Origin of the sequence: Streptomyces sp. MMG1533, assembly GCF_001279775.1 — a bacterium.
Classification (GTDB): Bacteria; Actinomycetota; Actinomycetes; order Streptomycetales; family Streptomycetaceae; genus Streptomyces.
In genome coordinates, this window is sequence record NZ_LGDG01000019.1 from 1 (window position 1) to 20,305 (window position 20,305).

The window sequence follows — 20,305 nt, forward strand, 5'->3', positions numbered from 1 at the left end:
GACCCTGGTCGAGCTGTTCGGTCTGGCCCGCGAGCTCAACATCGACGCCGAGGGCATCGACATGGGCCCGTCCCCCACGGACGCCGCCCTTGCCGCCGATCTGGCACTGCCGATCGAGGAGCTGGAGCTCACCGTTCGGTCGTACAACTGCCTCAAGCGCGAGGGCATCCACTCCGTGGGTGAGCTCGTGGCTCGTTCCGAGGCCGACCTGCTCGACATCCGCAACTTCGGTGCGAAGTCGATCGACGAGGTCAAGGCGAAGCTGGCCGGCATGGGCCTGGCCCTCAAGGACAGCCCGCCCGGATTCGACCCGACCGCCGCCGCCGACGCCTTCGGTGCCGACGACGACGCGGACGCCGGGTTCGTGGAGACCGAGCAGTACTGAGAGCTCGGGCCTTCCGGTCCGTGCTCGGGTGCGGGTGCGCTGTGGCTTGTCGCGCCCACGCGAGGAGTCGCATATCGACACCGCCCCGCGCCCCTTCCAGGCCCCTGCGGGGGCCTGGATCTCCGACGGGCAGCCGCCCGCTCGGATACTGACTCCGGTACCTGATACGGCCGGGGCAGACACCTAGGAGAAACACCATGCCGAAGCCCACCAAGGGTGCCCGTCTGGGCGGCAGCGCCGCGCACGAGAAGCTGCTCCTCGCGAACCTTGCGAAGTCGCTGTTCGAGCACGGCCGTATCACCACCACCGAGGCGAAGGCGCGCAAGCTGCGTCCGTACGCCGAGCGTCTGGTCACCAAGGCGAAGAAGGGCGACCTTCACAACCGCCGTCAGGTGCTCCAGGTGATCACGGACAAGAGCATCGTGCACACGCTCTTCACCGAGATCGGCCCGCGCTACGAGAACCGTCCCGGTGGTTACACGCGCATCACCAAGATCGGTAACCGTCGTGGCGACAACGCGCCCATGGCTGTCATCGAGCTGGTCGAGGCGCTGACGGTCGCGCAGCAGGCGACCGGTGAGGCCGAGGCCGCCACCAAGCGTGCCGCCAAGGACGCCGAGGCTCCGGCCGTCGAGGACGCCAAGGTCGACGTGACCAAGGCCGACGAGGCCGAGGACGCGGCTCCGGCCGAGGAGTCGAAGGACGCCTGAGGCTGAAACCTCGCGTTGAGCGGGTCCGCCCCCTGCGGGGCGGGCCCGCTCTTGCGTTGCTGAGAGGATCTAGGGGTGAGTGACGAAGTACAGCCCGGGTTCGTACGGGTGCGCATGGAGCTCTCGTACGACGGGACCGAGTTCTCCGGGTGGGCCAAGCAGGCCGGGGGGCGACGGACCGTACAGGGTGAGATCGAGGACGCCCTGCGGACCGTGACGCGGTCGCGGGACACCACGTACGAGCTGACGGTGGCCGGGCGGACCGACGCCGGTGTGCACGCGCGCGGGCAGGTGGCGCACGTGGATCTGCCGGAGGAGCTCTGGGCCGAGCACCGGGAGAAGCTGCTCAAGCGGCTCGCAGGGCGGCTCTCCAAGGACGTACGGGTCTGGTCCCTCACCGAGGCCCCCGTGGGCTTCAACGCCCGTTTCTCGGCGATCTGGCGGCGTTACGCGTATCGGGTGACCGACAGCCCCGGCGGTGTGGACCCGCTGCTGCGCAACCACGTCCTCTGGCACGACTGGCCACTCGATGTCGACGCCATGAACGAAGCCGCCGGGCGGCTGCTGGGCGAGCACGACTTCGCCGCCTACTGCAAGCGGCGCGAAGGCGCGACCACCATCCGTACGCTCCAGGAGCTGAGCCTCGTGCGCGGCGACGACGGCATCGTCACCGCCACCGTCCGGGCCGACGCCTTCTGCCACAACATGGTGCGCTCGCTCATCGGGGCGCTGCTGTTCGTGGGAGACGGGCATCGCGGGCCCGACTGGCCGGGGAAGGTGCTGGCGGCCGGCGTACGGGACTCGGCCGTGCATGTCGTACGGCCGCACGGGCTGACGCTCGAAGAAGTCGGTTACCCCGCCGACGAGTTGCTCGCGGCGCGGAACAAGGAGGCGCGGAACAAGCGGTCGTTGCCCGGGGCCGGCTGCTGCTGAACCGGCCCCGGGCGGCCATCACTTCAGGGGCTTCTCGGCGCAGTCAGTGGGTTGCCCTGGACGTCCGAGAGGCTCCCGAGTGGGTCACGTCCGGCGCCGTGCAGTGGGTGGGGGAGGCCGAGGTGCGGACGCTGTGGGCCGGCAGGTGGACGCCGCAGGCGATGCGCAGGCCCGGCGGGAGTTCGTTGCCCTCGGCCACGTGGGCGCCGTCACCGACGACCACGGCGTCCAGGAAACTGCCCTCGCCGATCCGGGCGTGCCGTCCGACCAGGGAGCGGTACAGCGTGACCCGGGCCGCGATCTCCGCGCCGGCCAGCAGCACGCTGCCCTCGACGACCGCTCCTTCGCCGATCACGGCACCGGCGGCCACGACCGTGCCGCCGCTGAGCACGGCACTGGGGTGGACCTCGGCGCCGGGCAGCACCAGGGCGTCGCCCACCGGGCCGGGCAGCGCGGGAGAGGCGACCCGGCCGCGCACGAGGTCGGCCGAGCCCTGGACGAACGCGGCAGGGGTGCCCAGGTCGAGCCAGTAGGAGTCGTCGACCACGCCTCGTACATGGGCGCCCGCCGACAGCAGCTCGGGGAAGGTCTCGCGCTCCACGGAGACGACCCGCCCGGCCGGTATGCGGTCGATGACGGAGCGGGTGAAGACGTAGCAGCCGGCGTTGATCTGGTCGGTGGTGATGTCCTGCGGGGTCTGCGGCTTCTCCAGGAAGGCCTGGACCCGGCCCTCGGTGTCGGTGGGGACGAGGCCGAACGCGCGCGGGTCGGCGACCCGCTTCAGGTGCAGGGTGACGTCGGCCCCGGACGCCCGGTGGCCGTCGCGCAGGGCGGCGATGTCCGCGCCGGAGAGGATGTCGCCGTTGAAGACCAGCACCGGCTCGTCGGGGCCGCCGCGCAGCCATTCGGCGGCGTTGCGGATGGCGCCGCCGGTGCCCAGCGCGGTCTGCTCGGTGACGTACTCCAGTTCCAGGCCGAGGCGACTGCCGTCCCCGAACTCCGCCTCGAAGAGCTCCGCCAGATATGAGGTGGCGAGGACGATCCGGGTGACTCCGGCCGCGGCCGCGCGGGCCAACTGGTGTGTGAGGAAAGGCACTCCGGCCACGGGGAGCAGCGGCTTGGGGATGTGGCTGGTCAGGGGCCGGAGCCGGGTCCCCTGTCCGCCGACGAGAAGGATCGCTTCAGTCATGTGTGTCCGCCTTGGATTGCGGGACGGGTGACGGTGGCGTGGGGGGATCTCTTGCCCGGGTACTCGGTTGCGCTGCCGGTCTTCGGTCAGATGTCCCCCGGGGCCCCGACCGCTGACCGAAGGGGAGTCCGATGCTGGCATCTGTGCATGATTGATGGGGCAGTTGTGAGAGAGATGTGCTCAGAAGTTAACGAAGTCATTCCCTGCGCAGGGATTTCCGGCCCACGTGCGATCCCTGCTCCCGGCCCCGAGCGGCGTGACCCGCCCGGTCGTTCCCGGGCGGGCGGGGAGGCTACTCGCTCGCCGCGGCAGACGCCTGGGCCTCGCCCCGGCGGCGGATCTGGCGGAACGTGAACTCGCCGAGGTCGTCGCCGGTCGTGAACACGGCGGTGTCCTTCGTCGTCACGTCCTTGCCGTTGGTGAAGCCGGCGATCGTGAAGTAGGCGTAACGGCCGTAGGAGTTGGTGGTCGAGCGGCAGACGGCGGAGTTGCAGAACGACTTGACGCCGTCCCCGGCCAGCGACGCGACGATGCTGTCCTTGTCGGCCTGCCCCTTGGCCTTGGTCGCCTTGGCCTCGGTGTCGAAGACCGCGACGCCGACCGTCACCGCGACGCCGTCCTTGGTGTAGGTGACGCGCATCAGGCGGGTGCAGTCGTTGTCGTTGAGGACCTTCGCGAGGGTGCCCTTGGCGGCCGTGGCGCAGCTCTTGGTGTCGGCCGTCGGGCCCTTCTTGTAGACGGTCGAACCCATGGTCAGCTGCGTGCCCGGGAACAGGATGTTCGGGCTGATCGGGGCCGTGTCCTTGGTCTTGCTGGAGACGAAGTCCTTCGGGTCCAGCGGCGGCGGGGCGCTGGTCGGCGCGAACGACGGCTCCGCGGTTCCGGTCCCGCTCGGGATGTCCGCGCTGGCGGGGAGGGATGACGGTTTGTCCGATCCCTCGGGGTCGCCGTTCGCCGACACCACGGCCATCGCCACGGCCGTGCCGATCGCCAGCGTGGCCAGTGCGCCGCCGCCGATGAACAGCAGCCGGCGCCGCTTGTTGCGCGTCTCGGACGCCTCGGCGAGCGCGGCCCAGTCCGGAGTCTCGTCAGTGTCCCCGCCGTTCCACGGCTGCTGGGAATGCGGTGTCCAGGGATCCCACTGGGACTGGGGTCCCCCCTGCTGCCCATAGCTCATGGGGCGCATCTTAGACGGGGGAAGCGGTGTGCCGGTCCGCCCCAAGGAGCTCTGCAACACCTAGCGTTCGCTCGGTGAGCCAGTGCAAAAGCGACATCTCCGGGTGGTTGGTGCGAAGGGCGAACCGGCATCTGTGGGTGGTGGTGGCGGCGGTGCTGGGTGCCACTGCGGCCCGTACGGCACGGCTGACCTCGGACGGCGGGATGGACAACGCCATCGTCGTCCGGGCCGCACGCACCTGGCTGGCCGGCGGATCGCCGTATGACGATCCGCACTTCCTTTATCTCCCGAGCGCGGTGCTCGCGGCGGCCCCGCAGGCCCTGCTGCCGCCGACCGCGCTGCGCGTGCTGGTGCCGCTGGTGGTGACCGGCTGCCTCGTCGGCGGCTGGGTCTGTGCCCTTCGTCTCCACGGCATCCCGCTGCGCAGCCGCTTCGCGTCCCTCGGTCTCATCGCGCTCGCGGTGGGCTTCGCGCCCTTCGGGCACTTGGTCCTCCTGTCCAACTGGACGGCGACGGCGGCCCTGGCCCTGCCGCTCGCCCTGCTGCTCGCGAGCCGGGGCCGTTGGGTGGCGGCGGGCGTGGTCGTCGGCCTCGCGGTCGCGCTGAAGCCGCTGCTCGCCCCGATGGCGCTGCTGTTCCTCTTCGCGCGCCGGTGGCGGGCGCTGGCGGCGATGATCGTCGTACCGGCGCTCACGTCCGCCGCCGCCGGACTCCTGATGCCCGACCCGGTCGGCTTCTTCACCCGCACCCTGCCCTTCCTGCTCCGTGGCGACGACACCTTCGTACGGCTCTACGAGGCGTCCCCGGCGGCCGTGCTCCCGCGCCTCGGGGTGCCGCAGCCGGTGGCCGAGGCCGTCGCGCTGTCGGCCGCCGCGGTGGTGGTGCTCTGCGCGTACCGCCGCTGGTGCCGTCCCGGTCCCGGTCCGCTGCGGCTGCCCGAGACGGCGGCGGCCCTGATGCTGTCGGCTTTCCTCGTGTCCAGGCCGTCGTACGACCACTACCTCCTGGTCGTGGTCCCGCTGCTGCTCGCCGGACTGCCCTGCGCGGGTTCCGTCGCCCGCAGTCCCTGGTTCTGGCTCGCGCTGGCGCCCCAGGTGCCGGGGGTGACGTGGCCGTATCTCGAAGTGGTTCAGCGCAGGGCCTTCAAGGACGCCTTCACGCTGTGTGCACTGGCGTTCACGGTGGTGCACCACGGGAGGTCGCAGGGGCGTGTGGGGCGGGTAGAATCGGCTCGGACGGCAGCAGTCGCCTCGTTTTGACCCGTACGGGCCAGCGCAGGTATCCTGCTTCTTCGTTGTGTATTGGCTTGCTCATTCTCACGGGACGGGCCCTTACACCGGTCCACCGGGCCGATGACCAGCGACCCCACGCACGCGGTATGCGTCGCCGCCGTGGGCCCAGGCTGTCGTGATCGTTTCGGTGACCTTGTTTAGGACCATTCACTCGAAGCGAAGGCTACGAACCGTGCGTACGTACAGCCCCAAGCCCGGCGATGTGACGCGCCAGTGGCACGTCATCGACGCTCAGGACATTGTCCTGGGTCGTCTCGCCACCACCGCCGCGTCCCTTCTGCGGGGCAAGCACAAGCCGATCTACGCGCCCCACGTCGACACCGGTGACTTCGTCGTCATCATCAACGCCGACAAGGTGCACCTCTCCGGCAACAAGCGCACTCAGAAGATGGCGTACCGCCACTCCGGCTACCCGGGTGGTCTGCGTTCCGTCCGTTACGACGAGCTGCTCGACAAGAACCCCGAGAAGGCCATCGAGAAGGCCGTCAAGGGCATGCTCCCCAAGAACACTCTGGGCCGTCAGATGCTCTCGAAGCTGAAGGTCTACAAGGGTGACCAGCACCCGCACGCTGCCCAGCAGCCGGTGCCGTTCGAGATCACCCAGGTCGCGCAGTAAGTCCGGCCACCCCCTAAGACTGAACAGAATCTGAGGAGAATCGTGGCCGAGACCACCGTTGAGCAGCCGGTCGAAGAGACCGAGCTCGTCGACATCGACAGCTACACCACGGAGTCGGACGTCCCCGTCGAGGGCGAGTACACCTCCGAGTCCATGGCGTCCCGCTTCGGCGACCCGCAGCCGGCCGCCGGCCTGGGCCGTCGCAAGAACGCCATCGCCCGCGTCCGGATCGTCCCGGGCTCCGGCAAGTGGAAGATCAACGGTCGCACCCTCGAGGACTACTTCCCGAACAAGGTGCACCAGCAGGAAGTCAACGAGCCCTTCAAGGTGCTCGAGCTCGAAGGCCGCTACGACGTCATCGCCCGCATCGCGGGTGGCGGTGTCTCCGGTCAGGCCGGTGCGCTCCGTCTCGGTGTCGCCCGTGCGCTGAACGAGGCCGACGTCGACAACAACCGCGGCCCGCTGAAGAAGGCCGGCTTCCTCAAGCGCGACGACCGTGCGGTCGAGCGCAAGAAGGCCGGTCTCAAGAAGGCCCGCAAGGCCCCGCAGTACAGCAAGCGCTAAGCTTCGCTGCCTGCTCGTACGAACGCCCCGGCGGCACGCCACAGTGCTGTCGGGGCGTTCGTTTATCACCGCCAGGGGCGTATAACGGCACAAGACGCTCTAAGGCTTGTGTGATCGGATGCCGCTATCCGTGTGAGCGCGCCTTGCGAAACCGACGTTTCCTCAGGAGGACAAGTGGGACGACTCTTCGGCACGGACGGCGTGCGCGGTGTCGCCAACGCGGACCTGACGGCTGAGATGGCGCTGGGCCTCTCCGTCGCCGCGGCGCACGTACTCGCCGAGGCGGGCACCTTCGAGGGCCACCGGCCTACCGCCGTGGTCGGACGGGACCCGCGAGCGTCCGGGGAGTTCCTGGAGGCCGCCGTGGTCGCGGGCCTCGCCAGCGCGGGTGTCGACGTTCTGAAGGTGGGCGTGCTGCCGACCCCGGCGGTCGCGTATCTCACGGCCGACCTCGGCGCCGACCTCGGCGTCATGCTCTCCGCCAGCCACAACGCCATGCCCGACAACGGCATCAAGTTCCTCGCGCGCGGCGGGCACAAGCTCGACGACGAGCTGGAGGAACGCATCGAGGCCGTCTACGAGGAGCACCGCACCGGCGCCCCCTGGGACCGGCCGACCGGCTCGGGCGTGGGGCGCGTGCGGACATACGAGGAAGGGGCCGAGCGGTACGTCTCCCACCTCGTCGGCGTCCTCCCGAACCGGCTCGACGGGCTGAAGATCGTCCTTGACGAGGCGCACGGCGCGGCCGCCCAGGTCTCGCCCGAGGCGTTCACCCGGGCCGGCGCCGAGATCATCACGATCGGTGCCGAGCCGACCGGACTCAACATCAACGAGGGCTGCGGCTCCACCCACCTCGGTCTCCTCAAGGCCGCGGTCGTCGAGCACGGGGCCGCGTTCGGTATCGCGCACGACGGGGACGCGGACCGGTGCCTCGCCGTGGACCACACCGGCGAGGAGGTGGACGGCGACCAGATCATGGCCGTACTCGCGCTGGCGATGCGGGAGCGTTCCGCACTGCGCTCCGGCACCGTTGTCGCGACGGTCATGTCGAACCTCGGGTTCAAGCTGGCGCTGGAGCGGGAGGGGCTGACGATCGTCCAGACGGCGGTGGGGGACCGCTATGTGCTGGAGGAGATGAAAGAGCACGGCTACGCGCTGGGCGGCGAGCAGTCCGGGCACGTGATCATCCTTGATCACGCGACCACCGGGGACGGCACGCTGACCGGGTTGCTGCTGGCGGCTCGGGTCGCGGAGAGCGGGCGGTCGTTGCGGGACCTGGCGGCTGTGATGGAGCGGTTGCCGCAGGTGCTGATCAATGTGCCGGACGTCGACCGGTCCCGGGTGGGCACGTCCGCGGAGCTCGCGGCGGCTGTCGCCGACGCCGAGCGGGAGCTCGGATCGACCGGGCGGGTGCTGTTGCGTCCCTCGGGGACCGAGCCGTTGGTCCGGGTGATGGTCGAGGCGGCCGATATCGATCAGGCTCGGTCCGTGGCCGGGCGGCTTGCCGATTCGGTGAAGTCGGCGCTGGGATAGGGCAGTTCGGAGGGGGCAGTCCGGGGTGGGGGCTGTTGTGTGCGGGCTGCTGCCGCGTCGTGGCCGGTCGCGCCCACGCGGCGGAGCCGCACAGGGGCGGAGCCGCACAGGGGCGGAGCCCCGTCAGGCAGAGCCCCGCTGGGCAGAGCCCCGCGCCCTGGGCAAGCTGCAGTACCGGCACCTAATGAGCTGAGCGCTTCCGCTGGGTGTTCCAGAGCCATTTCTGGGTCAGCAGGGTGAGGGTGCCGGCCAGGATGATGCCGAACAGGTTCAGCAGCAGCTGCTCCGAGGAGCGCCAGGCCTGGTTGGTGTCGCTGTAGATCAGGGCCACGGCCGCGTTGGCGGCCGCCGGGACGGTCGTCACGGAGATGGCGACTCCGACCAGGGCGCCGGACTTGGCGGACGTCAGTGACAGGGTGCCCGCGGCTCCGGCGAGGACGGCCACGACGAACGAGAACCAGTCCGGGGCGTAGATGAAGCCGGTGTTGGGGCGCTCGGCCTCCAACTGGGCTTTGGTGAACAGACCGACCGCGTCCATGAAGAGGCTGAATCCCACGGTCACGGCCATCGCCGCGGCGAAGCCCACCAGCAGCGCGATCAAGGAGCGCAGGGCCAGCCGCGGCGCGCGCTGTACCACCGCGGTGCAGATGCCCGCCAGCGGGCCGAACTCCGGGCCGACCGCCATCGCGCCGACGATCAGGATCGCGTTGTCCAGGACCACACCGCACGCCGCGATCATCGTGGCGAGCGTGATGAACGAGAGGTAGGTGACGGAGAGGGTCGACTCCTCGTGCGTCGCGTCCGTCAGGTGCTCCCACAGGACCGCGTCCGCGCCCTCGCCCGGTGCATCCGCCTCGGCCTGGTCGGCGCGCTTGGACAGGGACAGGTCGATGTTCTCGACGGCGATGGAGCCGGTGGAGTCGAGGCCCAACTCCTGGAGGGCGGTGAGGAGTTCGTCACCTGCCTCGCGGGCGACGTCGCACATCACCACGTCTCCGGCCGGGTTGCGGGCGGCCCCCGGCAGGACGACGAGGTGGGTGGTGCCGACCGTCTTCTCGATCAGGCGGACCACTTCGTCGGTCTTGCCGGACGGGGTGATCAGGCGCAGATGCAGCATGACGCCTTTTTAACAGGCCGACGTTTCGCGGGGGACCTCGCTACCGGCTTTACAGCTTGCGCAGGCTCAGACGCTGGACCTTGTGATCCGGGCCCTTGCGGATGATGAGGGCGGCACGACCGCGGGTGGGGGCCACGTTCTCGACCAGGTTGGGCCGGTTGATGGTCCGCCAGGTCGTGCGTGCGTAGTCGAGGGCCTCCTCCTCGGACACCTGGGTGTACTTGCGGAAGTACGAGGAGGGGTTCTGGAAGGCGGTCGCGCGCAGCTTCTTGAAGCGGTTCAGGTACCAGTGCTCGATGTCCTCGACGCGGGCGTCGACGTACACGCTGAAGTCGAAGTAGTCGGCGAGGCCGACCCGGGTGCGGCCGTCCTTGCCGGGCAGGGCGGGCTGCAGGACGTTCAGGCCCTCGACGATCAGGATGTCGGGGCGGCGGACCGTGAGCCGCTGGTCCGGGACGATGTCGTAGATGAGGTGGGAGTAGACCGGGGCCGTCACCTCGTCCTTGCCCGCCTTGATGTCGGCGACGAAACGGGTCAGGGCGCGGCGGTCGTACGACTCGGGGAAACCTTTCCGCGACATCAGACCGCGGGCCTGGAGCTCCTTGGTGGGCAGCAGGAAGCCGTCGGTGGTGACCAGCTCGACGCGCGGGTGTTCGGGCCAGCGGGAGAGCAGGGCCTGGAGGAGACGGGCGACCGTGGACTTTCCCACGGCGACCGAGCCGGCGACCCCTATGACGAACGGGGTGCCGGACTGGGAGCCCTGTTCGCCGAGGAAGGTGTTCAGGGCACCACGCAGGCCGTCCGTGGCGCCGACGTAGAGATTCAGGAGCCGCGACAGCGGGAGGTAGATGTCCCGCACCTCGTCGAGGTCGATGACATCGCCGAGGCCGCGCAGCTTCTCGACCTCCTCGGCGGTGAGCGGCAGCGGCGTCTTTTCGCGCAGCACACTCCATTCGGCTCGGGTGAGGTCGACGTAGGGAGTCGCCTCCGGCCTGTGCCGGTGGGCGCTCCGGGGCATCGGGGAGACCGGAGAGATCACAGTCCATTGTTAACGGAGTTTGAACGGGATGGCGGGTGGGCTGCGTCACGCACCGCCTCCGCGGTCCCGTCCTCGTACGCGCCGATGCCCGCTTCCCGGCACCAGGGAGGCGGGCATCGGCGTACCTCGCTTTGCGGCAACATCACCGACTACGGCCGGTCCCCGGTCGCTGACCGGCGTGCGCGAGGCCGATGTGGTCGGGATCGGCCAGGCGCGAAGCCGGTGTATGGACACACGTTCGATGCGACAAGGGATTTCGGGTGACTGCCGAGCATCTCCGGGGCGTTCGTACCCCGGTGGGAATTTCCGAAATCGGGCACGCGGAGGCTCTTTCGGGACGTGCTTTCGCCGTACGCTGCCGCTCATGTGCGGAATCGTGGGATACGTGGGGTCTCAGTCGGCGCTCGATGTCGTCATGGCCGGTTTGAAGCGGCTGGAGTACCGGGGGTACGACTCGGCGGGTGTCGCCGTGCCGGCGGACGGAGGGCTGGCCGCCGCGAAGAAGGCGGGCAAGCTCGCCAATCTGGAGAAGGAGCTGACGGAGCGGCCGCTGCCGACCGGGACGACAGGCGTCGGGCACACGCGGTGGGCCACCCATGGGGGACCCACCGATGCCAATGCGCATCCGCACCTCGACAACGCCGGTCGCGTCGCCGTCGTCCACAACGGGATCATCGAGAACTTCGCCGGGCTGCGCGCCGAACTGGCCGAGCGCGGGCACCAGTTGCTCTCCGAGACCGACACCGAGGTCGTCGCCCATCTGCTCGCCGAGGAGTTCTCCGTGACCTCCGATCTGGCGGAGTCCATGCGGCTCGTGTGCCGGCGGCTGGAAGGCGCGTTCACGTTGGTCGCGGTGCATGCCGACGCGCCGGATGTGGTGGTCGGCGCGCGGCGGAACTCGCCGCTCGTGGTGGGCGTTGGGGAGGGCGAGGCCTTTCTCGCCTCGGACGTCGCCGCGTTCATCGCCCACACGCGGTCGGCGATCGAGCTGGGTCAGGACCAGGTGGTGGAGCTGCGCCGCGACGGGGTGATGGTGACCGGCTTCGACGGACGGCCCGCGGAGGTCAGGTCGTATCACGTCGACTGGGATGCTTCGGCCGCGGAAAAGGGGGGCTATGACTACTTCATGCTCAAGGAGATCGCCGAGCAGCCCAAGGCGGTCGCCGATACGTTGCTGGGACGCATCGACGCGTCCGGGTCGCTGACGCTGGACGAGGTCCGGATCCCCGCGGGTGAGCTGCGGGAGATCGACAAGGTCGTCGTCGTCGCATGCGGTACGGCCTTTCACGCCGGCCTGATCGCCAAGTACGCCATCGAGCACTGGACCCGCATCCCCTGCGAGGTCGAGCTGGCGAGCGAGTTCCGTTACCGGGACCCGATTCTGGACGCGCGGTCGTTGGTCATCGCCATCTCCCAGTCCGGCGAGACCATGGACACGCTGATGGCCCTACGGCACGCCCGCGCGCAGGGCTCCAAGGTGCTGGCGATCTGCAACACGAACGGGTCGACGATCCCGCGCGAGTCGGATGCGGTGCTGTACACGCATGCGGGGCCGGAGGTGGCCGTTGCTTCGACCAAGGCGTTTCTGACGCAGCTGGTGGCGTGTTATCTGGTCGCCCTGTATCTGGGGCAGGTGCGGGGCACCAAGTGGGGGGACGAGATCTCTGCGGTGATCCGCGACCTGTCGCAGATCTCCGGTGAGGTCGATCGGGTGCTGGAGACGATGGAGCCGGTGCGGACGCTGGCGCAGTCCTTGGCCGACAAGAACACGGTGCTGTTCCTGGGGCGGCATGTGGGGTATCCGGTGGCCCTTGAGGGCGCGTTGAAGCTCAAGGAACTCGCCTACATGCACGCCGAGGGCTTTGCGGCGGGTGAGTTGAAGCACGGGCCGATCGCCTTGATCGAGGACGACCTGCCTGTGGTCGTCGTCGCGCCTTCGCCTCGGGGGCGATCTGTGTTGCACGACAAGATCGTCTCCAACATCCAGGAGATCCGGGCGCGGGGGGCGCGGACGATCGTCATCGCGGAGGAGGGGGACGAGGCGGTGGTGCCGTATGCGGACCACCTGATTCGGATTCCGGCCACGCCGACGTTGCTTCAGCCGCTGGTGGCGACGGTGCCGTTGCAGGTGTTCGCGTGTGAGTTGGCGACGGCACGGGGCAACGAGGTGGATCAGCCTCGGAACCTGGCGAAGTCGGTGACGGTGGAGTAGGGCGGCTTGAGGGCCTCGATGAAGGTGCTGAAGGCTCCGGTCGGGATGGTGAGGGGTGTCCTGGCCGGGGCCTTTGAGTCGCGGACAGCTATGTGGGTGGGGAGGGTGGCGACCTCCACGCAGGCGTTGCCGCCGCCGCCGGAGTAGGACGACTTCTGCCAGTGCTCAGGGTTCACCATGGGTGCCTCACAGCTCCTTTGCCAGCCTGTGGACGAGGTCACGCGATCGTGCGGGTGTGAGTGATACCCCCTCCACTCTACGGAAGTGTGTTCGGAATACGCCGAGTTGGGCTTCGGAGTCGATGAAGACCGTTCCATGCGGGGCATCGCGCACCACGGTGTCCAGCCTCGGGACGGCGCCGCCCGCGTACACCATGGCGCTCCCGAGGTCGGCGAAGACTCTGGAGGGTGTCGATCCAGGCGTAGTGCTGCGCGCGGCAGGCCGGATCCTCGCCGGTGAGCCGGACGTGGTCGCGGGTGATCGCCTCCCGCTTGACGGGCGTCGCTCGTCGGTCGGCTTCTCGCGGGCGGCCTCGTACTCCGCGCGCTGTGCCGCGTCGTCCGATGGCGTGCCGCGTCGTCCGCGCGGGGCCTACGGCGAGGACATCACTCACGGGATGTCCTCGCCCCGTTCACGGTCGAGCAGACGCTGTCCCGCCGTCCGCTCAGTACTCGATCTCGCCGATCCAGGCGTAGTCCAGGAGCGCCTTCGGCAGGTACTCGGACTCGACCTCCACGGAGAGGCCCTGGTCCCGGGCCAGACAGGCCATGGCCAGCGGACCGAGGGCGACCAGGCTGTCGGCGCTGGTCGCCCGGTCCTCGTCGGCGGTCCAGTACTCCTTGTGCCAGCGCAGCGCGTCCCCCAGCGCCTTGTCGAACTCCGCGGAGTCCCGGCGGATGACGCGGTACAGCAGGATGAGCGGCGGATACAGGACCTTCGCCATCAGGTCCGCGTCCGCGTACCGCAGCGCCTGCGGGGCGGTGCCGTCGACTGCCGCGACGAGCTTGTCGCCCACGTCCTGGCGGCCGAGCCAGAAGCCCTGCAGCGTCTCCACCCAGGAGTAGATGTACTCGTCGAACACGGCGCCGGAGTCACGCAGCAACGAGACGGGCACCTCGGCCAGGGCACGCAGGCGGTCGTTGTCTCGGCAGATCATCGCCAGGTAGAAGGCGGTGACCCAGGTGCCGGCGTTCAGATGGGACTCGGGGCCGGTGGCGGGGAGCATGCGCTCCCGCTCCTTGATCCGGCAGGTGACGGTGGTGCCCTCGGGGGCGGTCGCCGCGGCGAACAGTGCGGACCCGGTCTGCATGGCGGTGACCCAGGCCTCCCAGGTCTCGAACTTCACCGCCTGCGGGTCGATCGCACAGTGCTGCTGTGCCAGGCTGAGCGCCGTGCTCAGCGCCTGGGGCCGCAGGACCGGCGAGTCGGCGAACTTGTCGAGGATCCAGTTCGCCGTCCCGCCGAGGGCGTCGAGAGTCTCCGGCACGTCGTCCGTGGGGTACTCGTGGCGGGGAACGGTCGTGGCCACTGACGCCCTCCTCTAGTCGAGCTTGTAGTTGATCGGGAACTGCTCCAGGGTGGCCCCGGCGTAGCTGCCGGTGTTCTCGTTGGCCTTCACCAGGACGTAGTCCAGCTTGCCATTCTCCCAGGCCCGCAGAAGGTCGCCCGCGATGCGGACGTCCGCGGCCTTGCGGCTCAGCATCTCGGCGATGATCGTGTGGACGTACTCCGAGGTGCCCTGCCGGACCATCCAGCCCTTCGCGGGGCCGGCACCCTGACGCCAGATCAGGTCGCTCTTCGGCGCCTTCGCCTCGACGATCAGATAGCTGCCGTCGTCCCGCTTGTACAACTGGTCGAACATGTTGGCGCCGTTGGGCGTCTTCGGCAGGGTCACCGGCGAGTAGTCCGCGTACCGCTCCGGCACGACGTGGACGCGGGCCGCCTCCTCGCCGAGGCGCTCGGGGATGGCGCTGTTGTTGGGCGTATCGGGGAGCCGTGCGTCGTAGTCCTTCTGGGCCTGAGCGAGAGCGTCCTGAAGTGCCTGGTCGCCTGGGTGCGCCTTGGCCGCTTTCTCCGCCGCGGTGAGGTCCGCGGCGACCTGGCGGTCCTTCGCCACACCGTCGAGATGGTCGACCTGGGGCTTGTCGAGGGAGTTGGGGCTGATCGGCTCCGGGGTCATGCGCGGCGGCGGCTGCTTGGAGGGCATCGAATCCCGGGCTATCCAGTTGCCGTCCGCGTCCTTGGCGAGGACGGGCAGGGCGTCGCCGTTCCCGTCGACCCCGTCGATACTGTGCCGGTGGCCGTCCGCGCGGTAGTGGTCCTTGAACCAGTCCGGGTCGGTGTTGGCCTTGTGGAGCTGGTCGTCGATGATCTTCTGCTGTTCTTCGGGCGTCCGCGCCGGCTGTGACTCGTCGGCGTCACCCGCGCCCTCGTCCGCGGTGTTCGCGGGCGTGCCCGCGTCGTCGCCGGTCCTGCCCACGTCGCCCAGGTCGTCGCCGATTCCGGGGAGCGCGTCGTCGCCGAACCGGGCGGCCAGGTCGTCCAGGGCGCCGGGGGAGATCGGACCGCCGGGGCCGCCGGGGCGCAGCCCGGTGTCCGCGGTGCCGGAGGCGGCGTTGTCCACGCTGTTGGACGGGACGTGATCACCCGGTCCGCCGGGAACGTTGTTGCCCGCCTGGGTGCCGGGAATCGCGTTGTCCACGCTGTTGGTCGGCAGGTTGCTCGCCACGCCGCCCGGGGTGTTGCCGGCGACTCCGCCCGGACCCTCGACATGGCTGCCAGGAGTGCTCAGATCGTCGCCGACGCGGCCGACGTCGCCGACGTTGTCGAGGCTGTTGCCCAGGTTGATGTTCTGGGCGGCATTGTCGGCTGCATTGTCGGCGGCATGGGCGGGGGCGCCCGCCATGGCGGGTTCCCTGACCGGGGTGGGCGTGTTGGGGTTGTCGGCGCCGGCGGCCGGGGAGCCCGGGCTGCCGGGCTGGTCGACGACATCGCCGGGGCCGTCCTTGGCCTGCTGAAGGACGTTGCCGTTCTCGTCGAGGAGGTTGCCGTCGGGGTCGTAGTAGCGCGCCGGGGCACCGTCCTCGGTGGGCAGCTTCGTCGAGCCCTCCGGCAGTACCGGGGCGTCGTCGGGCAGCTTGATGTTCCCGCCCGGCAGCTCCGTGGCGCCCGCAGGGATCGCCGCCCCCTCCGGCAACTGCACCGTCCCGTCCGGAAGTTTCAGCGCGCCCTCCGGCAGGGTGATCGCGTTCTCCGGCAGGGCGGGGATGTCGATGTTGCCGACGCCCTTCAACGCCGCGCTGATGTCGCCGATCTTCGACAGACCCGCGCCCGCGCCCTTGGCGATGTAGGTCATCGGGTCGATGATCTTGCCCGCCTTGCCGGCGGCCGACAGTACCTTCGCCACCGCACCGGCCTTGCCTGCACCTGAGACACCGGCGCCCGCGCCACCCGTGAAGACGGTGGTCAGGACGTTGAAGGTGACGGCACCGGCGGCACGACCGGGGTTCTTGCCCCACTCGTCCCAGGCGACCAGGGCCTTGCCGGTCTCCTTCATCGCCGTACGCGAATCACGGATCCAGGACGGCAACTTGTCGTCCGGGAGCGTCCAGAACAGCGCGCCCGCACCGGGAATGGAGGAGATCGCCAGACCCGTGGCGAGTTGGGCCAGGCCCTTCCAGGCCTGCCCCATCGCATCCCAGCCGCCGAAGCCGACGAGCGTGCCCAGGCCCTTGATGGTGCCCCAGATGCCGTCCACGATCAGGCCGTCCCACACGAACGACTTCACCCAGTGGCCGACCTCGTACCAGTGGTGCTTCTCCTCGACCGGATCGCCCCAGGGCACCTTGGCGTTCTTCATGTCGTCGGCTGCGAAGCCGTACTGGTCCGTGCGCTCGGTGCCGTCCCCGGGCACCATCTGCGTGCCGCCCCACAGAGCGGTGATCTTGTTGTGGGCGGTCCGCTCGGCAGCCCAGAAGGCCGCCACCGTCGCGGTGATGTCGTCCCGGATCTGGTTGTGCTCGTCGACCTTGTCCTCGTCGTACTCCCACTCGTCGTCGTCCTTGACGGAGTCGACGAACGTCACGGCCTTGGTCTTCAGTTCCTTCAACTTGTCGACGAGAGGCCGGATCTCGGTGGCGTACGAGGACAGCGCGCCGGACACGGTTTCGAGGTCGTCCCCGAACGCGTCCGCGCGGTCCTTGACCGGCTTGGTCGTCGCGAACAGCTGCTCCGCCTCCGGAGCCGTGTAGTACGCCGACAGCCCCTGGAACTGCGAATGCACGTCCCCGCCGGTCTTGCGGACGTTGCCCGCGTCCTTCTTCAGGTCCGCGTAGTCGATCTCCAACTGTGGCAGATCGCCTGTGAACTGCGGTATCTCCCCCGGTTTGAGCACTCGCCCCTCGCCCCCCGTTACACCCAGACTTTGCCGACTCGACCATCCGTATCAATTGACGCGCTGCGCCCGTGATGCGGTTCCAGCGTAAGAGCTGAACGGCTGTTCCGGGAGGGGGAGTTGCTGTCGTCCGGTGAGCAGTGACACATGTGGGTGGGGATCCTGACGTCCAGCCGGACGTATGTGATGTCGATGTGTCGAAGCCGCCGCAGGCCGACAGTCGGCTGTGACACACGTGCAGGCGGAGGTACCGGTCGTAGGGTGCTCGGCATGAGCATCATCGGGGTCGGAATCGACGTGGCCGAGATCGACCGGTTCGCGGCGGCGCTGGAGCGTACGCCTCATATGGCCGAACGTCTGTTCCTGGAGAGCGAGTTGCTGTTGCCCAGCGGGGAGCGGCGGGGCATCGCCTCGCTCGCGGCGCGGTTCGCGGCGAAGGAGGCGCTGGCCAAGGCGCTCGGCGCTCCGGCCGGGCTGCACTGGACCGACGCCGAGGTCTTCGTCGAGGACAGCGGGCAGCCGCGGCTGCGGGTGACGGGGACGGTGGCGGCGCGGGCGGCGGAGCTCGGCGTGCGGTCGTGGCACGTGTCGTTGAGCCATGACGCGGGGGTGGCCTCGGCGGTCGTCGTCGCGGAGGGGTGACGCGGAGGGACGACAACGACCGCCGAGCGGGCCGTCAGCAGATCGACTGGCTGCTGTTGACCAGGGTGTTGTTGCGGAACGTGGTGTTCGTGCCGCAGGGGCTCTCCCGGATCGCGGAGTTGGTCACCGTCAGGTTCTGGACGGTGATGTCCGAGTTGTTGGGGAACTCCGAGCGGGCCGCGAGCCGGATCTCGCCGCCGCCGGTGACGGTGCCGCTCTGGGCGGCGAGGTTCACGTTGTAGCAGTTCTCGATCAGGACCGCGTTGTTGCCGGTGTTGGAGAGGGTCACCTTGTCGATGACCGCTCCGCCGCTCTCCGACACGCAGAACACGCCGCGTCCGCCGCCGCGCGCGACCACTTCGCCCACGCGGATGTTGGTGGGGTAGCCGCTGCCGACGCGGCCGTTGCGGTTGGCCATGCGGAAGGCCGCGTATCCGGTGCCCGCGCCCGCGTTGTCCGCGTCGACCTTCGTGACCGTCGCGTTGATGGTCTGGTTCAGGAGGAGGCCCGACTCGCCCACGTCGCGTGCCGTGACCGTGCCGATGGTGAGGCCGTCGACGCCGTACGTCTCGACCGCGTGGCTGGAGGCACCGGAGACGTACGCGCTGTCGATACGGACGTTGCGCGTCCACTGGCTGGTGTCGCCGCGGTTGTCGATGCGGACGCCGAGGCCGGCGGAGAGGCGCATGTCGAGCCGGCCGAGGACCACGTTCTGGACGTTGCGCAGGAAGATGCCGTAGAGCGGGCTGCCGGTGAGGTTGAGGTGCTGGACCTCTATGTCGCGGGTGCCGCGGGAGTAGACCGGGGCCTGGTCGCCCGAGCCGGTGCCGGTGACGTTGATGGTGCCGCAGACGTCGAGGGCGGTGTAGCTCGGGAGCGAGATGCGGGAGCCGGCGGACATCGAGCCCGAGCCGCGGACGACGACCCGTTCCTTCGCTGTTCGGCCTGCGGTGAGGCTGTTGACCGCTGCCTGGACCGCGGCTCGCAGGTCGGTGCCCGTGTGGACGGTCGTGCTGCCGCGGCGGGCGGTCCAGGTGCTGCCGTTGAGTACGGCCTCGGCCTGGTAGGAGCCTTCGCCGCAGGCGGCGGCCGCGGCGGCCGCGGTGGTCTGTGAGGGGACCGCGGTGGCGGGCGCGGTGAGGGTGCCGACGGAGGTCAGGAGGGCGGCGGCGCCGGAGGCGGCGACGAGTGCGGCTCTGCGTCCCATGGGGATGCGTCCTCTCGTAGAGCTCTCGTACAGCTCTCGTCGAATCGATTCGACTGAATCGATTCATCCTGTGGGGGCCGGTGAGTTTGGCAAAGGGGTGGCAAAGGGTCAATGGCTGCGACGAGGTTCGTGCGGTACGGGGGAGACTCGACGGCATGCGTACTGCGTACAACGTGGAGACGGTCAGGACCGCCGAGCGGGAGCTGATGGCACGGCTCCCCGACGGGGCGTTGATGCAGCGGGCGGCGGCCGGACTCGCCGTGGCCTGCGCGGACTTGCTGGGGCGGGTGTACGGCAGCCGGGTCGTGCTGCTGGTCGGCAGCGGCGACAACGGCGGCGACGCGCTGTACGCCGGTGCCCGGCTGGCCCGTCGGGGAGCGGGGGTCACGGCGGTGCTGCTCGCGCCCGAGCGGGCGCATGCCGGGGGACTGGCGGCGTTGCGGCGGGCTGGGGGCCGGACCGTGACTCCGGCTGCCGCCGAGGAACTCGTCGCGCGGGCCGATCTGGTGGTCGACGGGATCGTCGGGATCGGGGGGAAGGGGGGACTGCGGCCGGACGCCGTGCCGCTTGCCGCCGCCGCCGAGCGGTCGCGGGCCGCCGTCGTCGCCGTCGACCTGCCGAGTGGCGTCGACGCCGACACGGGTGAGGTCGGCGGGGCGGCGATCCGGGCCGACCTGACGGTCACCTTCGGGACGCACAAGCCGGGGCTGCTGGTCGATCCGGGGCGGGAGTACGCCGGTTCGGTGCGGCTCGTCGACATCGGGCTGTCGTTGCCCGGAGAGCCCGCGTTGCGGGCGTTGCAGCACGTCGACGTGGCGCGGCTGCTGCCGATGCCGGGTGCCGAGAGCGACAAGTACCGGCGGGGGGTCGTCGGGATCGCCGCCGGATCCGCGCGCTATCCGGGGGCCGCGGTGCTCGCGGTCTCGGGGGCGCTGCGGGGCGGGGCCGGGGCCGTACGGTACGTCGGGCCGGCCGCGGACGCGGTCATCGCCCGCTTCCCCGAGACCCTCGTGTCGGACCGGGGTCCGCGGAAGGCGGGGCGGGTACAGGCCTGGGTCGTCGGGCCGGGGGCGGGGGACGACGCCGCGACGGTGGCGGAGGTGCTGGCGGCGGACGGACCCGTGCTGATCGATGCCGACGGGCTGCGGCTGGCGGACGCGGATGCGGTGCGGGCCCGTACCGCGCCGACCCTGATGACTCCGCATGCCGGGGAGGCCGCCGCGCTGCTCGGGGTGGCGCGGGAGGAGGTCGAGCGGGCTCGGCTGGGTTCGGTGCGGGAGTTGGCGGGGCGGTATG

Annotated in this window: 17 protein-coding genes and 2 pseudogenes; 10 read left to right on the forward strand and 9 right to left on the reverse strand. The window is 69.9% G+C overall.

Going from position 1 to position 20,305, the window contains the following annotated elements:
• The 3 genes from ADK57_RS04900 to truA all read left to right on the forward strand — a co-directional run.
• The coding region (locus ADK57_RS04900; RefSeq protein WP_324612174.1) for a DNA-directed RNA polymerase subunit alpha C-terminal domain-containing protein at positions 1-385 on the forward strand (385 nt) is incomplete at its 5' end.
• Between the two features lie 197 nt (positions 386-582).
• On the forward strand, positions 583-1,095 hold the full coding sequence (gene rplQ, locus ADK57_RS04905) for a 50S ribosomal protein L17 (protein ID WP_053748090.1): 513 nt from the start codon (positions 583-585) through the stop codon (positions 1,093-1,095).
• 75 nt (positions 1,096-1,170) lie between these two features.
• On the forward strand, positions 1,171-2,028 hold the full coding sequence (gene truA / locus ADK57_RS04910; RefSeq protein WP_053748091.1) for a tRNA pseudouridine(38-40) synthase TruA: 858 nt from the start codon (positions 1,171-1,173) through the stop codon (positions 2,026-2,028).
• A 115-nt stretch (positions 2,029-2,143) separates the two neighbouring features.
• Here the strand turns inward: truA and ADK57_RS04915 are convergent.
• Positions 2,144-3,217: pseudogene (locus tag ADK57_RS04915) on the reverse strand (sugar phosphate nucleotidyltransferase); the annotation flags it as partial.
• Between the two features lie 292 nt (positions 3,218-3,509).
• Positions 3,510-4,394 carry a hypothetical protein gene (locus ADK57_RS04920; RefSeq protein WP_053748092.1) on the reverse strand — a complete coding sequence of 295 codons (885 nt, stop codon included), beginning with the start codon at positions 4,392-4,394 and terminating at the stop codon, positions 3,510-3,512.
• A 74-nt stretch (positions 4,395-4,468) separates the two neighbouring features.
• Here ADK57_RS04920 and ADK57_RS04925 point away from each other — a divergent pair, with 74 nt between their 5' ends.
• The 4 genes from ADK57_RS04925 to glmM all read left to right on the forward strand — a co-directional run bounded on the left by ADK57_RS04925 (position 4,469) and on the right by glmM (position 8,399).
• Positions 4,469-5,653 (forward strand): glycosyltransferase family 87 protein, encoded by a 1,185-nt coding sequence (locus ADK57_RS04925; RefSeq protein WP_234389960.1) that lies wholly within the window; start codon positions 4,469-4,471, stop codon positions 5,651-5,653.
• Between the two features lie 205 nt (positions 5,654-5,858).
• Positions 5,859-6,302 (forward strand): 50S ribosomal protein L13, encoded by a 444-nt coding sequence (gene rplM, locus ADK57_RS04930; RefSeq protein ID WP_053748093.1) that lies wholly within the window; start codon positions 5,859-5,861, stop codon positions 6,300-6,302.
• Positions 6,303-6,344: 42 nt separating this feature from the next.
• A complete protein-coding gene (rpsI, locus tag ADK57_RS04935) occupies positions 6,345-6,866 on the forward strand; it encodes a 30S ribosomal protein S9 (RefSeq protein ID WP_030045285.1) in 522 nt (173 codons plus the stop codon).
• A 174-nt stretch (positions 6,867-7,040) separates the two neighbouring features.
• The gene (gene glmM / locus ADK57_RS04940; RefSeq protein ID WP_053748094.1) at positions 7,041-8,399 is read left to right on the forward strand and encodes a phosphoglucosamine mutase; all 1,359 of its coding nucleotides are present in this window, start codon (positions 7,041-7,043) and stop codon (positions 8,397-8,399) included.
• Between the two features lie 181 nt (positions 8,400-8,580).
• On the opposite strand, the gene ADK57_RS04945 is transcribed toward glmM, so the two are convergent.
• Positions 8,581-9,516 carry a DUF389 domain-containing protein gene (locus ADK57_RS04945; protein ID WP_053748095.1) on the reverse strand — a complete coding sequence of 312 codons (936 nt, stop codon included), beginning with the start codon at positions 9,514-9,516 and terminating at the stop codon, positions 8,581-8,583.
• 49 nt (positions 9,517-9,565) lie between these two features.
• Complete coding sequence (coaA, locus tag ADK57_RS04950; RefSeq protein ID WP_053748096.1) at positions 9,566-10,534, reverse strand: type I pantothenate kinase; 969 nt, start codon at positions 10,532-10,534, stop codon at positions 9,566-9,568.
• A 385-nt stretch (positions 10,535-10,919) separates the two neighbouring features.
• Between coaA and glmS the strand changes: the two genes are divergently transcribed.
• On the forward strand, positions 10,920-12,767 hold the full coding sequence (gene glmS, locus ADK57_RS04955) for a glutamine--fructose-6-phosphate transaminase (isomerizing) (RefSeq protein ID WP_078972954.1): 1,848 nt from the start codon (positions 10,920-10,922) through the stop codon (positions 12,765-12,767).
• Here the strand turns inward: glmS and ADK57_RS04960 are convergent.
• From ADK57_RS04960 to ADK57_RS50870, 4 genes and pseudogenes are all read right to left on the reverse strand, one after another.
• The gene (locus ADK57_RS04960) at positions 12,728-12,946 is read right to left on the reverse strand and encodes a DUF397 domain-containing protein (protein WP_053748098.1); all 219 of its coding nucleotides are present in this window, start codon (positions 12,944-12,946) and stop codon (positions 12,728-12,730) included. The genes glmS and ADK57_RS04960 overlap by 40 nt on opposite strands.
• A gap of 7 nt (positions 12,947-12,953) precedes the next feature.
• A pseudogene (locus ADK57_RS50865) lies at positions 12,954-13,163 on the reverse strand (transcriptional regulator); the annotation flags it as partial.
• Positions 13,164-13,431: 268 nt separating this feature from the next.
• Positions 13,432-14,295 carry an immunity 49 family protein gene (locus ADK57_RS04965; protein WP_053748099.1) on the reverse strand — a complete coding sequence of 288 codons (864 nt, stop codon included), beginning with the start codon at positions 14,293-14,295 and terminating at the stop codon, positions 13,432-13,434.
• A 12-nt stretch (positions 14,296-14,307) separates the two neighbouring features.
• The gene (locus ADK57_RS50870) at positions 14,308-17,160 is read right to left on the reverse strand and encodes a hypothetical protein (protein WP_063785925.1); all 2,853 of its coding nucleotides are present in this window, start codon (positions 17,158-17,160) and stop codon (positions 14,308-14,310) included.
• A gap of 270 nt (positions 17,161-17,430) precedes the next feature.
• Between ADK57_RS50870 and ADK57_RS04975 the strand changes: the two genes are divergently transcribed.
• On the forward strand, positions 17,431-17,802 hold the full coding sequence (locus ADK57_RS04975; RefSeq protein ID WP_053748104.1) for a holo-ACP synthase: 372 nt from the start codon (positions 17,431-17,433) through the stop codon (positions 17,800-17,802).
• A 34-nt stretch (positions 17,803-17,836) separates the two neighbouring features.
• Here ADK57_RS04975 and ADK57_RS04980 read toward each other — a convergent pair whose 3' ends face one another.
• Positions 17,837-19,009 (reverse strand): hypothetical protein, encoded by a 1,173-nt coding sequence (locus ADK57_RS04980; RefSeq protein WP_107091477.1) that lies wholly within the window; start codon positions 19,007-19,009, stop codon positions 17,837-17,839.
• Between the two features lie 155 nt (positions 19,010-19,164).
• On the opposite strand from ADK57_RS04980, the gene ADK57_RS04985 reads away from it, so the two are divergent.
• The coding region (locus ADK57_RS04985; protein WP_053748101.1) for an NAD(P)H-hydrate epimerase at positions 19,165-20,305 on the forward strand (1,141 nt) is incomplete at its 3' end.